A 13,419-nucleotide genomic window follows, 5' to 3' on the forward strand; every position below is an offset into this window, starting at 1 on the left:
GGGGGTCTCCTTAGGTGTCATACTGTAATACTAGCTTAGCGGTTTCGCTGGCAGCAAACGACTGCGCCCCACCTATAAGGTGGGGCGCAGCTGGTACAGACGTTGCGTCAGGGCGTGGTCAATTGCCCATCAGCGGATCCGTGACGCCGATCACGTAGAAGGCGATCAGCGCGATGATGCCGGTGAAGGTCAGGTAGTAGATCGTCGGCAGAATGGTCTTGCGGATGGTCGTACCCTCGCGGCCGAGCAGACCGACGGTGGCAGATGCCGCAACCACGTTATGGATGGCGATCATGTTACCTGCTGCTGCACCCACAGCCTGCAGGGCGACCATCATGGCCGTGGAGACGCCGAGCTGCTCGGCAACGTTGAACTGGAACTCGGCGAGCATCAGGTTGGCGGCGGTGTTGGAACCGGCGATGAAGGCGCCCAGGCCACCCACCGCAGGCGCAAACAGCGGATAGATGTCGCCTACGCTATTGGCCACGAACTGTGCCATGGCCACCGGCATGGAAACCAGGTCCGAGCCGTTGACCCCTGAGTTGATCAGAATCCGTACCATCGGAATGGTGAAGATCAGCACGAAGCCTGCACCGATGATGGTCTTGGTAGACTCACCGAAGGCTTTCTGCAGGTCGGTGAACTTCATGCGATGGATCAGTGCCGTGAGCAGGACGACGAACACCAGGATACCACCCGGCAGGTAGAGGGGAGCGATCGCCCCTGATACACCGGCTTCCCCTAGGATGTTGTTCCAGCTGATCACCACTGAGTTGAGCGCCTCACGCACCGGATCGACGGTGCGCGAGATCACCAGCAGCACGGCCAGCAGCACATAGGGCACCCAGCCCATGAAGGTCGACAGCGGCTGCTTGCCGGCGATGTCGTCCATCTTGATCTCGAGCTTGCCGATCCACTCGTCGAGCCACTGCTCGCGGGGCGGGAAGTCCCAGGTGTCCTTGGGCATCAGGAAGCCGCGGCGGGCCGCCGGCACGACGATGGCGAGACCCACCATGGCACCGATCATCGACGGGAACTCCGGACCCAGCAGGACCCCGGCGAGCATGTAGGGCACCACGAAGGCCACCCCGGCGAAGATCGCAAAGGGCGCAATCGACAGGCCTTCCTTCCACGAGCGGTTGGCGCCGAAGAAACGCACCATGATCACTACCATGATCAGCGGCATCAGCACGCCGACGATACCGTGGACGATCGCCACTTCTGCGGCGATCAAGCGGAAGTACTCCAGCCAGGTGGCGCCGTCGGCTTCGAGGCGTTCGGTGATGGCACTGCGGTTCACACCGCCGGTGACGCCGACCACGATGGGCGTACCCACCGCGCCGAAGGAGACCGGGGTCGACTGGATCATCATGCCGACGACGACGGCGGCCAGCGCCGGGAAGCCGAGAGCCACCATCAGCGGTGCGGCCACGGCGGCGGGGGTGCCGAACCCGGAAGCGCCCTCGATGAAACAGCCGAACAGCCAGGCCACGATGATCGCCTGGACACGGCGATCGGGACTGATACCCGAGAAACCGTTACGGATCGCCGCAATGCCGCCCGAATACTTCATGGCGTTGAGCAGCAGGATGGCGCCAAAGATGATCCACAGGATCGAAACGGTAAGAATGAGCCCCTGTAGCGAGGAGGCCACGACCCGAGTGAAGGTCATGTCCCAAGCCACCAGGGCGATCAGAGCGGAGACCACGAAGACGATCGGCATGGCCACCTTGGCGGCCATCCGGAAGCCTATCAGCAGTACACCGGCCAACAGCAATGGCGTGAACGCCAATAGCGCGAGTACAGAGTCATTCATGAGGCAAGATTCCTCTTGTTTTACTCAAGCATCGCCAGCGATGCCAGCAACGGGAGCGAGACGCTTGCGTGTCCATGGGACGTCAGCACTGGCCGACCTCCCCGCGAACCGTCGCCATGGACGGGTCGTGGCAAGATAATCGCATTAGGGCCTTTGAATCCACTCGTGGATAATTGGTATGACCAGTGGGCGTTTGGCTCTAGTGTAATCAGTTAACATATTGAGAAGTAAGGGGAAGTAATGAGTTTTTGGAGTGGATTGCTTAGCTTTTTCGCATCCTGATGACGACTTGGTTCGACTAATGGACAATGGGTTATGTCGATTGAACCGATGAAGCATGGGGTGGTGATAGATGTCGACTAATGCTTTGATTCATAGAAATGATAAGTCAGCCGGCGAGGAGAAAACCGACATGTTACCTGTGCTATACGACCTTAGTGGAAAGGATGATGGGCTGCGCTTTTCGCCCTATTGTTGGCGAGTGAAGTTGGCCCTGGCGCATAAAGGACTCGATGTCGAGACGCGCCCCTGGCACTTCGCCGACAAGGAGGCGCTGGCGTTCTCGGGCCAGGGGGCGGTGCCGGTACTGGTCGATGGCGAGGAGGTCGTGTGCGATAGCTATGCGATCATGCGTTATCTCGATCGCACCTATCCTGGTGCGCCGCTGTTCGGTGACGAGCACGCCGAGGCCAGGGCGCGCTTCTTCAAGTTCTATGCCGAACGTTCGTTGGCACCGGCGATCATGCGCACCATCATCATGGATCTGCTCAATGCGCTGCATCCTGGCGACCGGGCGTACTTCCGTGAAACCCGCGAGAAGCGCTTCGGGCGCAGCCTTGAGGACTTCCACTCGCCGAGTCGAGGACTGAGTCAACTGGATGCCGCCTTGGAACCTTTGCGTGGACGTCTCGAAGAGGCGGATTTCCTGGATGGCGAGGCGCCGGCGGCGGCTGACTATCTGGTGTTCGCTCCTTTCATGTGGGCGCGGGTAGTATCGGCTGCGGATCTGGTCTCCAACGCTGATCCCGTCTATGCCTGGATGGAACGCATGCTCGATCTTAACGACGGCCTGTGCCGAGCGGCTCCGCGCATCGTGGATATTCGCGACGGTTACCGCTAATCGACTGTCGAGCCTGATGCTCGTTTCACGCTTTCCTTCGATGGCCCGCTAGTCGGGCCATCGTCGTTTATTGCGGCTACAGCCTTGAGGAATGACAGGTGGCTTAGACCAATGTCTAACCGCGCTAGGCTGTACACGCAACTACCATACTAGTCATATCAGTTGCCGGGATAAACGCCGGCGAAGATGAGAGAGGCTTATGAACACAACCCTCAAGACACTCTGGCGTGAGACCAACGACGCCGAGTCAGTACGCCAACGGCTTTACCAGGTACTGCGGCAGTCGATCATTCATATGGTGCTGGCGCCGGGTCAGGCGCTGTCGGAGAAAGAGATCGCCGAAACCTTTGCCGTCAGCCGTCAGCCGGTGCGCGAGGCGTTCATCCGACTCTCCGAAGCCGGCTTGGTCGAGGTGCGCCCGCAGCGCGGCACCTATGTGGTGAAAATTTCCCAGCGCGCGGTGCTGGAGGCGCGCTTCGTGCGTGAAGCGATTGAGGTGGCGGTGGTGCGCAGTGCCGCCGCCAAGGGGCTGAAGGCGTTGGAACTGGCAGAGTTGCATGAGTTGCTCGATCGTCAGCGACGCTGTATCGACCCCCACGACTTCGATCGCTTCTACCGCCTCGACGAAGATTTCCACCGCACCCTGGCGCTGGCCATCGGCCAGCAGGCGGCGTGGAAGGTGACCCAGGAGGTCAAAGCGCAGTTCGACCGGGTGCGTTATCTCAGCGTCCCCGACAGCACGCCGATACCGCGCCTGATCGACCAGCATGCGGCGATCGTCGCGGCCATCGAGGCCCGCGACGTGGAAGGCGCCGAGCAGGCCATGCGTCTTCACCAGCGCGAGATACTGCAGTCATTGCCGGATCTGGTGCGGCGTTTCCCGGAGATGTTCGAGGCGCAGCAGGTCGATTCCCTGATCATGGAGGCGAGCCAATGAGAATCGAGCGTGCCTATACCGTCGTCACCTCGCCGGGGCGCAACTTCGTCACCCTCAAGATCGTCACCGAGTCGGGTACCTACGGCATCGGCGATGCCACCCTCAACGGCCGCGAGATGGCGGTGGTGGCCTATCTCGAGGAACATGTGATTCCCGCTTTGATCGGCCGCGATGCCAACCGCATCGAGGATATCTGGCACTACCTCTACCGCGGTGCCTACTGGCGGCGCGGGCCGGTGACCATGACCGCGATTGCCGCCGTCGACCTGGCGCTGTGGGACATCAAGGCCAAGGCGGCGGACATGCCGCTCTATCAGCTGCTCGGTGGCAAGAGCCGTGAGCGGGTGATGACCTATGCCCACTGCACCGGCAGGGATATCGAGAGCTGCCTGGCAGAGGTCGAGACGCATATCAAGCTCGGCTATCGCGCAGTGCGCGTGCAGGCCGGGGTGCCAGGTATCCCGACCATCTATGGTGTGGCCAAGCGCCAGGGCGAGCGCTACGAGCCGGCGGATGCCGAGCTGCCCGCCGAGCACGTCTGGAGCACCGAGAAGTACCTCAATCATGTACCCAAGCTGTTCGCCGCGGTGCGCGAGCGCTTCGGCGACGATATCCACCTATTGCACGATGTCCACCACCGCTTGACGCCCATCGAGGCGGCACGGCTGGGCAAGGCGGTGGAGCCCTACCACCTGTTCTGGCTGGAGGACTGCGTGCCGGCCGAGAATCAGGAGAGCTTCCGGCTGATTCGCCAGCACACCACCACGCCGCTGGCGGTAGGCGAGGTATTCAACTCGATCCACGACTATCGCGAGCTGCTCGAGAACCAGTGGATCGACTATATCCGTACGCCGCTCTCGCACGGCGGCGGTATTACCCATGTGCGGCGCATTGCCGACCTGGCCGGGCTCTACCATGTGCGTACCGGCTTCCATGGCCCCACCGATCTGTCGCCGGTGTGTCTGGGTGCGGCGGTTCACTTCGATACCTGGGTGCCCAATTTTGGTATCCAGGAGCATATGCCGCATAGCGCGGAAACCGATCAGGTCTTTCCCCACGACTACCGTTTCGAGGACGGCCACTTCCTGGTCGGCGAGGCGCCAGGCCACGGCGTCGATATCGACGAAGCGCTGGCCGCCCAATACCCCTACAAGCGTGCCAGCCTGCCGGTCAATCGGCTCGAGGACGGCACCCTCTGGCACTGGTGAGGAGACGAGCATGAAAGCATTTCAGGTCAAGGCGCCGTTGGACTACCGGATCGCCGACGTTGAGGCACCCCAGGCGGCGCCGGGCGAGGTGCTGGTAAAGGTGGCGTTCGCCGGTATCTGCGGGTCGGACATGCATATCATCCATGGCGACAACGCCTTCGTGCGCTTCCCGCGCATTACCGGGCACGAGTTCGCCGGGGTGGTCGAAGCAGTGGGCGAGGGTGTCGAGAACGTCGACATCGGCGAGCGGGTCTGCGTCGATCCGGTGGTTAGCTGTGGGCGCTGCTATCCGTGCCGTATCGGCCGGCCGAATGTGTGCACCGCCATGCAGGTGATCGGTGTGCATCGCGACGGTGGCTTCGAAGAGCACGTCAGCGTACCGGCGGCCAACCTGCATCGCCTGCCGGCGCATCTATCCCTGGATATCGCGGCACTGGTCGAGCCCTACAGTATCGCTGCCAATGTCCTCGACCGCATGCAGCCCGAGCCGGGCGACCGGCTGCTGGTCTATGGCGCTGGAGTGATCGGCCTGACCGTGCTGCAGATGGCACGTGCGCGGGGCATCGAAGAGGTGATCGTCAGCGACGTCATCGATGAACGCCTGGCCACGGCCCGCGAACTCGGCGCGTCGCATACCCTGCATGGCAGCCGTGACGACGTCGAGGCCGAGATCATGCGCCTCACCGAGGGTGAGGGCGTGCCGCTGATCGCCGATGCCGCCTGCGTGCCTGCGCTGTTGCCGCAGATGCTGCGCCTGGCCTCGGCGGCAGGGCGTATCGGGCTGCTGGGTTTCAACCCTACCCCCAGCGACCTGGTACAGCTGGAGGTGATCAAGAAGGAGCTGACCCTGGTCGGCTCACGACTTAACAATCGCAAGTTTCCGGAGGTGCTCGAGCTACTGGCATCCGGTGCACTCGACGGGGCGGCGTTGGTCAGCCACCGACTGCCGTTCGACGAGATGCCATCAGCCATCGAGATGCTCGACCACCATCCTGAAAGAGCCCGTAAGGTGCTGATCGAGATCGGTGCCTGACGGCCGGTCGGCATGAGGCATGCCGTATCCACACCCTGATGCACAGCAATCACAATTCACAATCCGTTCGTGCAGGAGTCAACGCCATGATCAAGCAAGTCGTTACCGGTGCCATGCTAGGCGCCGCCCTGATCGCTAGCCAGGCAACCCTGGCCGCCGACTTCACGCTGCGCTTCGGCCATCTGGCCAATGAGCAGAATATCTGGCACCAGGCCGCCGAGAAGTTCAAGGAGGAGGTCGAGGCCAACTCCGACGGCCGCATCGAAGTGCGCCTATACCCCAATGAGCAGCTCGGCAGTGAGATGGATGTGATCAACAGCATCCAGCTGGGTACCGCCGAGATGACCATTACCGGTGAGAGTCTGCAGAACTGGGCGCCCAAGGCGGCCATGATGGCGGTACCCTACGCCTTCCGCGACTCGGAGCATCTGCACGCCGCGGTGAGCGGTGAGATCGGTGAGGAGATCGAGGCGCAGATCACCGAGCAGGCCAATCTGGTACCGCTGGCGTGGTTCGAACGTGGCCCCCGCGAGCTGACCGCCAACCGCCGCGTTGAACACCCTGACGACCTGGATGGCATGCGCCTGCGGGTGCCCAACGTGCCGTTGTTCGTCGATACCTGGGAGGCGCTCGGGGCACGGCCCACGCCAATGGCGTTCAGCGAGGTATTCACCGCCTTGCAGCAGAACACCATCCAGGCCCAGGAGAATCCGCTTAGCCTGATCGAGAGCGCCAGCTTCTATGAGGTGCAGGACTACGTGAACCTGACCGGCCATGTGCGCAGCTGGATCTATGTGGTGATCGGTCAGGATGCCCTGAACCAGATGCCCGATGATCTCCAGCAGGTGGTGCGGGACGCTGCCGCCAGCATGCAGGACTACCAGGCGGAGCTGTTCGTCGAGGATCAGGAGCGACTCGAGGAGGCCCTGCGCGAGCGCGGCATGGAGTTCGTCGAGGTCGATATCGAGGCCTTCGCCGAGCGCGCCCGTCCAGCGGTCGAAGAGGCCCTCGACGACGAGCAGCGCGCGCTGTTCGAGGCGATCCAGAACCTGTAACTCAGCAGGTGGGCGGGCACCGGGTGTCCGCCTTATCCTGCGGGAGACGCACACATGACGACACCGGAACCTAGGTCGCTTGAGAAGGAAGCACTCGAGAGCCTCGATACGCTCTCCTCGGTGCCCTCATTACAGGGGCCACTAGGGCGCGTGATCGGCTGGATAGACACGCTGTTTCTGAGCCTGGCGGTGGCGGCGCTGGTGGCCATCGCCGGAACCGTACTGCTGCAGATTTCCGGTCGGCTGTTCCTGCCATTTTCGCTGGCCTGGACCGAGGAGCTATCGCGCTACCTGTTCATTTACATGGTGGCGCTTTCGGCGGGGGTGGTGCTGCGCCGCAACCGCAACGTCAGCGTCGAACTCTATCATCAGCACCTGGGGCCGCGCGCGCGGGCAGGCTACCAGGCGCTGGTGTGTCTGCTGATCGGCGGCTTCGCCTGGATCGTGTTGCCCTATGCCTGGCAGTACGCCCAGAACGGCGCCTGGCAGACCTCGCCGACCCTTCGGGTCCCCATGCTCTACATCTTCTTCTCCACCGTGGTGATGTTCGCCCTGCTGTTGGGCTATAGCGCACTCGGTTTTATTGAGGGGCTCATCGCCATGCTACGTTCCAGGGAGCGCCGCTAATGGAAGTGCTGGTTCTGTTTGGGGTTTTCCTGCTGCTGTTGGTGATCGGCCTGCCGATCGCCTTCTCCCTGGGACTTGCCTCGTTGACCTATCTGCTGCTCGAGGGCATCTCGCTGACCATCGTGCCGCAGCGCATGTACGCCGGCATCGATACCTTCGTGCTGCTGTGTATTCCCGGCTTCGTGCTGGCCGGCAATCTGATGAATGTCGGCAACATCACCGAGCATATCGTGCGCTTCGCCAATGCCCTGCTGGGGCACATCCGCGGCGGACTGGGGCTTGCCAACGTCGGTGGCTCGATGATCTTCGGCGGTATCTCGGGGACCGCTGTGGCCGATTCGGCTAGCATCGGCTCGGTGATGATCCCCGGCATGGCACGCTCCGGTTACGACAAGCCTTTTGCCGCGGCGGTGACCGCCGCCTCCTCCACGGTGGGGCCGATCATCCCCCCCAGCGTGCCGATGATCATCGCTGGGTCGCTCTCAGGAGTGTCGGTGGGGCGGATGTTCCTGGCCGGCGCTATCCCCGGGTTACTGCTGGGGCTGGCGATGATGATCACGGTCTATGTGCTGGCGGTACGGCGCGGCTATCCCAAGGGCGAGCGGGCCACTCTGCTGGAGCTGCTGCGTGAGGGGCGGACCGCCTTCTGGGCGCTGCTGATGACGGTGATCATCCTCTACGGCATCATCGGCGGCTTCTTCACGCCCACCGAGGCGTCCATCGTCGCCAGCCTGTATGCGCTGGTGGTGGGGATGTTCGTCTACAAGGGACTCTCCTGGCGCAAGCTGCCGGGCATCCTCAGCGATACCGTACTGACCTCCTCGGCGCTGCTGCTGCTGGTGGGGGTGGCCAATCTATTCGGCTGGATCCTGACCAGCGAGCAGGTGCCGCAGATGATCGCCGCCCTGATCCTGTCGATTAGCGAGAACCCGATCATCGTGATCCTGATTCTCAACCTGATCCTGCTGTTCGTCGGCGCCTTCATGGAGACCATCGCCGCGTTGATCATTCTATTCCCGGCGCTGCTTGGTGTGGCCACCGGGGTCGGCGTCGACCCGGTGCATTTCGCGGTCATCGCGGTGCTCAACCTGATGATCGGCCTGACCACACCGCCGGTGGGTGTCTGTCTGTTCGTGGTCGCGGGCATCGGCAAGCTGCCAATGCTCAAGGTGGCGCGGGCCATCGTCCCGTTTCTTATCTGCAATATCGGCGTGCTGCTGCTGGTCTCCTTTGTGCCAGCGGTATCGCTGTGGCTGCCGACCCTGATCATGGGCGAGTAGCGCATGACGCGAGGAGCAAAGATGTCTATTACCCGCTACCCGGCGGCACCGCGGCATGGTGCCGTCAGCATCGTCCATCTCGGCCTGGGGGCCTTCCACCGCGCCCACCAGGCGGTCTATCTGGAGCGCTACCGTCAGCGCAGCGGCGATGATGCCTGGGGGATCTGCAGCGCTAACCTGCGCGGCAATGTAGGCCTGGTGGATGGCCTGGCCGCGGCCGGGCATCGCTACCATGTTGCCGAGTACACCGACAGCGAGAACGTCGCCCTGCGCGAGATCGGTACTATCGAGGAGACCCTGTTCACCGGTAGAGACGCCGACGGGCAGTGGGGGCGTGATCTGGCGGCACTACTGGAACGCATGGCATCGACCGAGACGCGTATCGTCACACTCACCGTTACCGAGAAGGGCTATTTCCTCAATCCGGCCAGCGGCGAGCTGCTCATCGACGACCCGATGATCGCCGCCGACATTGCCTCGCCAACGACGCCGCGTACTGCGCCAGGACTATTAGTGGAGGCACTGGCCCGGCGCCGGGCCCAGGGCAGCGAACCCTTTACGGTGCTGTGCTGCGACAACATGCCGGACAACGGCAAGCGCACACGTAACGCCGTGGTTCAGCTTGCCGCGCGACGTGACGCCGAGCTGGCGGCGTGGGTCGAGGCCCAGGTGGCGTTCCCCTGCAGCATGGTCGATCGTATCGTGCCGGCAATGACCGAGCACGACGTTGCCCGGCTGGCCGAGCTTGGGCTAGCCGATGCGCAGGCGGTGGCCTGCGAGGCGTTCAGTCAATGGGTGATCGAGGAGCATTTTCCTCAAGGACGCCCCGACTGGGAGGCCGACGGGGTGGAGATGGTCGACGACGTCGCACCCTTCGAGACCATGAAGCTGCGTCTGCTCAACGGCAGCCACTCGTTGCTCGCCTACCTGGGAGCGCTGGATGGCATCGCCACGGTCAGCGAGGCGGTGGCCTGCGATGACCTGCGCGCGCTGCTGAACCACTATATGCACCGCGAGGCAGCGCCGACCCTGAGCCTGCCGGCGGGCACCGACCTGAGCGGCTACGCCGCATCGCTGCTGGCCCGTTTTGACAACGACAGTCTGCAGCATCGACTGCAGCAGATCGCCATGGACGGCAGTCAGAAGTTGCCCCAGCGCTGGCTGCAAGGCGCCGTGCTACGACGCCAGGCGGGGGCGGCGCTGCCGGCGACGGCGCTGGGGCTGGCGGCCTGGATTCGCTATGTCGCCGGCCACGACCTGTATGGTAATCGCGTCGAGGTTAACGACCCGCTGGCTGCGCGTTGCGCAGACTGCCATGCCCGCCATGGCGATGATCCCGCAGCGCTGGTTGACGCCTTCCTGGCCATGGACGATGTGGTGCCACCGGCCCTGGCCGCCGACGCTGACTTCTCTGCCGCCGTGCTCAGCGCCTATCGCCGCCTGAACGACGAGGGCCTCGCCGCAGCCCTGGCCGGCGTGATACACGACTGACAGCAAGGAGACTCCCATGCAGCATACCTGGCGCTGGTTTGGCCCCCAGGACCCGATTCGCCTCGACGAGATTCGCCAGACCGGGGCCACCGGTATCGTCACCGCGTTGCACCAGATACCCAACGGCGAGGTCTGGCCCCTGGCCTCGATCGAGGCGCGCAAGGCGCTGATCGAGGCTGCCGGCCTCTCCTGGTCGGTGGTCGAGAGCGTGCCGGTGCACGAGGCAATCAAGCAGGGCTTACCCGAGCGTGAACGATATATTGCGGCATACCAGGAGACACTGCGCCACCTGGCCGCCTGCGGTATCGATACCGTCTGCTATAACTTCATGCCGGTGCTGGACTGGACGCGCACCGATCTCACCTATCGCCTGGCAGACGGCGCCCGGGCGCTGCGCTTCGATCAGGTTGCGTTTGCCGCCTTCGACCTCTATCTGCTCGAGCGTCCCGGGGCCGAGGCAGACTACAGCGATGCCGAGAAACGCCAGGCGCGTGACTATCTCGACGGCCTCGATCAGGCCGGACGCGACAGCCTGGTCGATACGTTGATCGCCGGCCTGCCCGGCGCCGAGGAGGGCTATACCCTGGCCCAGTTCCGCGAGGTGCTGACGGCCTATGCCGATGTCGACGCCGAGCGGCTGCGTGAGAATCTGAAGGTCTTCTTGGACGCGGTGGTACCGGTAGCCGAGGAGGTCGGCATTCGCTTGGCGATCCATCCCGACGATCCGCCGCGCCCCATGCTGGGGTTACCGCGGGTGGTGTCGACTGCCGCCGATGCCCAGTGGGTGCTTGATGCCGTCCCCAGCCCGGCCAATGGGCTGACGCTATGTACTGGCTCCTATGGGGTGCGCGACGATAACGATCTGGCCGAGATGGCGCGGCGCTTCGGGCCGCAGATCCATTTCGTCCATCTCCGTTCGACGCGGCGGGAGGCGCCGGATCCGCGCTCCTTCCACGAAGCGCCGCACCTCGACGGCGACGTGGATATGGTCGCGGTAATCCAGGCCCTGGTGGCAGAGGAGCGCCGTCGCGAACGGGAAGGCGGGGCGCGCCTCCCCATGCGCCCGGACCACGGCCACCATATCCTCGACGACCAGCAACGCGCCACGGCCCCCGGCTACCCACTCTACGGCCGACTGCGCGGCCTGGCCGAGCTGCGCGGGGTGGAGTTGGCGGTACGTCGGCTTACGGCCTGAGTCTCTACCTCATAACGCAACGGGCCCCGCCGAGTGAGATCGACGGGGCCCGTTGCGTTACTGGTTCGAGAGTGAAGAAATATCGGGTACAGCAATGCCCCGTATTTTCTTAGTGGCCAGCGGTGGTGATCTGGGACTCGCTCAGGGCTGCATCGGGAACCTGCTCCATGCGCCGCCGCTCCTCATCGAGAATGGCCAGGGCCTGCTCTGGAGTAGTGCGTGGCGCCGGGGTCAGCAGGCTGACCACTACGCCGACCGCAAGGGCCGTCAGCACCGCGGGAATGCTGGGGTTGCCCCAGTAGGCGTTCCAGTCGGCGTTGGCAATGATCGAGAGTGAGGTGGCCGACGCGCTGACCAGGGTGGCCACGGCGCCCTGCCAGTTATAGCGCGGCCAGAAACGCCCCAGCAGGGCGCAGGCCAGCAGACCGGCCATGATGGTGGAGATCATGCGGGTGATATAATCGATCACATTGTCCGAGGTCAGCGCGAAGAGCAGCGCCAGGCCAATGGTGGCTACCAGGGCAATGCGGGAGAAGCGCACCACGTTGCGGGCCGAAGGCGCATGACCGGTGGCCAGCACGTAGAGATCGCGCATTAGCGTCGAAACCCCAGCGATAGCGTCCGAGCTGGCGCTGGACATGGTCGCTGACAGCCCTGCCACCAGCAGCAGCAGGCCGAGGCCCAGCGGCAGGATCTCGGTGGCCAGGAACGGAAAGGCGAAGTTGCTGTTCTCCAGGCTTGGATTAAGGGCGTGAGTGGCCATACCGATGATCGCCGGGATGATCGAGAAGCCAAGATAGAGTACCCCGGTAATCACGAAGGAGCGGCGCACCGAAGAGACCGATTCGCCAGAGTAGATGCGCTGACGGAAGGAGGGCGTTGCCAGTACGCCCACGGCGATCACCGCGGCCAGCGATAGCGCTGGCAGGCCGCCTATGGCGCCGATCCCGAGGAAGCTCGCCGCGCCAGCGTCCATGCTCGCCGTGAGCCCGCTGAATCCACCCACTTCCACCAGCGCCAGTACTGCCATCAGCAGGAAACCGGCGAAAAGTATCACTGCCTGAATGGTATCGGTCCACACCACGGCGAAATAGCCACCGATCACGCAGTAGATGCCGAAGCCCAGTGCCACCAGGATCCGTGCGGTGGTCAGGTCGATGTCTGCCATCCATGACAGATAGAGGCCACCGCCAAGGATATGCGCGCCTAGCCAACCGATGCAGGCGATGTAGATGAGGGCGGCCACGAGATAACGCACCAAGCGGTTGGCTCCCACGTAATAGGAAAGCTCCTCGCTCATGGTCATGAAGCGCAACTTACGCACTGGGGCGAAGAGCAATGCCAGTAGCAGCACGCCGACTGCGCCACCGATGCCGTATAGTGCACCGGCCCAGCCGTTGGCATAGCCAAAGCCCACCGCGCCCATGCTCGAGCCGGTGCCGACCATGGTGGCCACGGTGGTACCGATGGTGAGAAAGATAGGCACGCTGCGCCCGCCGAGGAGGAAGTCGTCGCCGGTACCGCGCTTGTGGCGGGAGATCCACCAGCCGAAACCGATCATGGCGACGATGTAAGCCACGAAAGTGGCGAGGAATATCTGACTGTTCATGGTAGCCTCTTATCGTTGTTTGCCCGGCCGTTGCCGCGGCCGAGGGTA

At 63.4% G+C, this 13,419-nt stretch carries 11 protein-coding genes; 9 read left to right on the top strand and 2 right to left on the bottom strand.

What is annotated here, in order from left to right:
- Nucleotides 1–118: 118 nt before the first annotated feature.
- A complete protein-coding gene (locus tag BLT16_RS05550) occupies nt 119–1,816 on the bottom strand; it encodes an L-lactate permease (protein ID WP_089657529.1) in 1,698 nt (565 codons plus the stop codon).
- A gap of 412 nt (nt 1,817–2,228) precedes the next feature.
- Between BLT16_RS05550 and BLT16_RS05555 the strand changes: the two genes are divergently transcribed.
- The 9 genes from BLT16_RS05555 (at nt 2,229) to uxuA (ending at nt 11,762) form a co-directional block, all read left to right on the top strand.
- On the top strand, nt 2,229–2,936 hold the full coding sequence (locus BLT16_RS05555; protein WP_089657530.1) for a glutathione S-transferase N-terminal domain-containing protein: 708 nt from the start codon (nt 2,229–2,231) through the stop codon (nt 2,934–2,936).
- 199 nt (nt 2,937–3,135) lie between these two features.
- The gene (locus BLT16_RS05560) at nt 3,136–3,873 is read left to right on the top strand and encodes a GntR family transcriptional regulator (protein ID WP_089657531.1); all 738 of its coding nucleotides are present in this window, start codon (nt 3,136–3,138) and stop codon (nt 3,871–3,873) included.
- Nucleotides 3,870–5,081, top strand: a complete 1,212-nt coding sequence (gene manD / locus BLT16_RS05565; protein ID WP_089657532.1) for a D-mannonate dehydratase ManD — start codon at nt 3,870–3,872, stop codon at nt 5,079–5,081. Before BLT16_RS05560 ends, manD begins: the two co-directional genes overlap by 4 nt.
- Nucleotides 5,082–5,091: 10 nt before the next feature.
- A complete protein-coding gene (locus BLT16_RS05570) occupies nt 5,092–6,114 on the top strand; it encodes a Zn-dependent oxidoreductase (protein ID WP_089657533.1) in 1,023 nt (340 codons plus the stop codon).
- Nucleotides 6,115–6,200: 86 nt separating this feature from the next.
- Nucleotides 6,201–7,169 carry a TRAP transporter substrate-binding protein gene (locus BLT16_RS05575; RefSeq protein WP_089657534.1) on the top strand — a complete coding sequence of 323 codons (969 nt, stop codon included), beginning with the start codon at nt 6,201–6,203 and terminating at the stop codon, nt 7,167–7,169.
- A 54-nt stretch (nt 7,170–7,223) separates the two neighbouring features.
- Nucleotides 7,224–7,796 (top strand): TRAP transporter small permease, encoded by a 573-nt coding sequence (locus BLT16_RS05580; RefSeq protein WP_089657535.1) that lies wholly within the window; start codon nt 7,224–7,226, stop codon nt 7,794–7,796.
- Nucleotides 7,796–9,076, top strand: a complete 1,281-nt coding sequence (locus BLT16_RS05585; RefSeq protein WP_089657536.1) for a TRAP transporter large permease — start codon at nt 7,796–7,798, stop codon at nt 9,074–9,076. Before BLT16_RS05580 ends, BLT16_RS05585 begins: the two co-directional genes overlap by 1 nt.
- Nucleotides 9,077–9,097: 21 nt before the next feature.
- Complete coding sequence (locus tag BLT16_RS05590) at nt 9,098–10,567, top strand: mannitol dehydrogenase family protein (RefSeq protein ID WP_089657537.1); 1,470 nt, start codon at nt 9,098–9,100, stop codon at nt 10,565–10,567.
- A gap of 16 nt (nt 10,568–10,583) precedes the next feature.
- Nucleotides 10,584–11,762 (top strand): mannonate dehydratase, encoded by a 1,179-nt coding sequence (gene uxuA, locus BLT16_RS05595; protein WP_089657538.1) that lies wholly within the window; start codon nt 10,584–10,586, stop codon nt 11,760–11,762.
- Nucleotides 11,763–11,871: 109 nt separating this feature from the next.
- Here uxuA and BLT16_RS05600 read toward each other — a convergent pair whose 3' ends face one another.
- Nucleotides 11,872–13,371, bottom strand: a complete 1,500-nt coding sequence (locus BLT16_RS05600; RefSeq protein ID WP_089657539.1) for a sodium:solute symporter family protein — start codon at nt 13,369–13,371, stop codon at nt 11,872–11,874.
- Nucleotides 13,372–13,419: the final 48 nt, after the last annotated feature.

It is taken from the genome of Franzmannia pantelleriensis (genome assembly GCF_900102875.1).
GTDB classification, from domain to species: Bacteria; Pseudomonadota; Gammaproteobacteria; order Pseudomonadales; family Halomonadaceae; genus Franzmannia; species Franzmannia pantelleriensis.

Coding starts and splice junctions, on each gene's coding strand:
- BLT16_RS05600 (WP_089657539.1), bottom strand. CDS start 13,371: ATGAACAGTCAGATATTCCTCGCCACTTTCGTGGCTTACATCGTCGCC.
- BLT16_RS05550 (WP_089657529.1), bottom strand. CDS start 1,816: ATGAATGACTCTGTACTCGCGCTATTGGCGTTCACGCCATTGCTGTTG.
- uxuA (WP_089657538.1), top strand. CDS start 10,584: ATGCAGCATACCTGGCGCTGGTTTGGCCCCCAGGACCCGATTCGCCTC.
- BLT16_RS05580 (WP_089657535.1), top strand. CDS start 7,224: ATGACGACACCGGAACCTAGGTCGCTTGAGAAGGAAGCACTCGAGAGC.
- BLT16_RS05585 (WP_089657536.1), top strand. CDS start 7,796: ATGGAAGTGCTGGTTCTGTTTGGGGTTTTCCTGCTGCTGTTGGTGATC.
- BLT16_RS05560 (WP_089657531.1), top strand. CDS start 3,136: ATGAACACAACCCTCAAGACACTCTGGCGTGAGACCAACGACGCCGAG.
- BLT16_RS05570 (WP_089657533.1), top strand. CDS start 5,092: ATGAAAGCATTTCAGGTCAAGGCGCCGTTGGACTACCGGATCGCCGAC.
- BLT16_RS05590 (WP_089657537.1), top strand. CDS start 9,098: ATGTCTATTACCCGCTACCCGGCGGCACCGCGGCATGGTGCCGTCAGC.
- BLT16_RS05575 (WP_089657534.1), top strand. CDS start 6,201: ATGATCAAGCAAGTCGTTACCGGTGCCATGCTAGGCGCCGCCCTGATC.
- BLT16_RS05555 (WP_089657530.1), top strand. CDS start 2,229: ATGTTACCTGTGCTATACGACCTTAGTGGAAAGGATGATGGGCTGCGC.
- manD (WP_089657532.1), top strand. CDS start 3,870: ATGAGAATCGAGCGTGCCTATACCGTCGTCACCTCGCCGGGGCGCAAC.